This is a genomic window from Brevundimonas sp. ZS04 (assembly GCF_001956865.1).
GTDB lineage: Bacteria > Pseudomonadota > Alphaproteobacteria > Caulobacterales > Caulobacteraceae > Brevundimonas > Brevundimonas diminuta.
Map to the genome: position 1 here is coordinate 1 of NZ_MTHE01000046.1, position 462 is coordinate 462.

1 pseudogene is annotated in these 462 nt (G+C 64.3%); it reads right to left on the reverse strand.

Going from position 1 to position 462, the window contains the following annotated elements:
* Positions 1 to 130: 130 nt before the first annotated feature.
* A pseudogene (locus BJP32_RS16690) lies at positions 131 to 462 on the reverse strand (phospho-N-acetylmuramoyl-pentapeptide-transferase); the annotation flags it as partial.

Below are 462 nucleotides of genomic sequence, written 5' to 3' on the forward strand. Positions count from 1 at the left end.
CCGCTGATCGCAGCGCACAGCTGCGCCAGGGACCGTCATCGCCGTCATCGCAGGCCGACGAACTGCACGGAGAGCACGAAGGCGCCCATTGCGCAGACGCTGGCGACGATCCCGAGCCGGATGGCGATCTTCATCGGATCGCGACGGACTGGTCGTAGAGCACGAAGCCGACCGTGGCGAACACGCTGGCGACGATCCAGAACCGCAAGATGATCTTCGTCTCCGACCACGCCTTCATCTCGAAGTGATGGTGGATCGGGGCCATCAGGAAGACACGCCGCCCGAAGGTCTGGAACGAGAAGACCTGGATGATCACGGAGAGCGCTTCGATCACGAAGACGCCGCCGAGCACGACGAGCAGCAACTCCGTCTGCGTCATGACGGCCAGCCCGGCGAGTGCCCCACCGAGGCCCAATGAACCGGTGTCGCCCATGAAGACGGTGGCTGGGAACGCGTTGAACC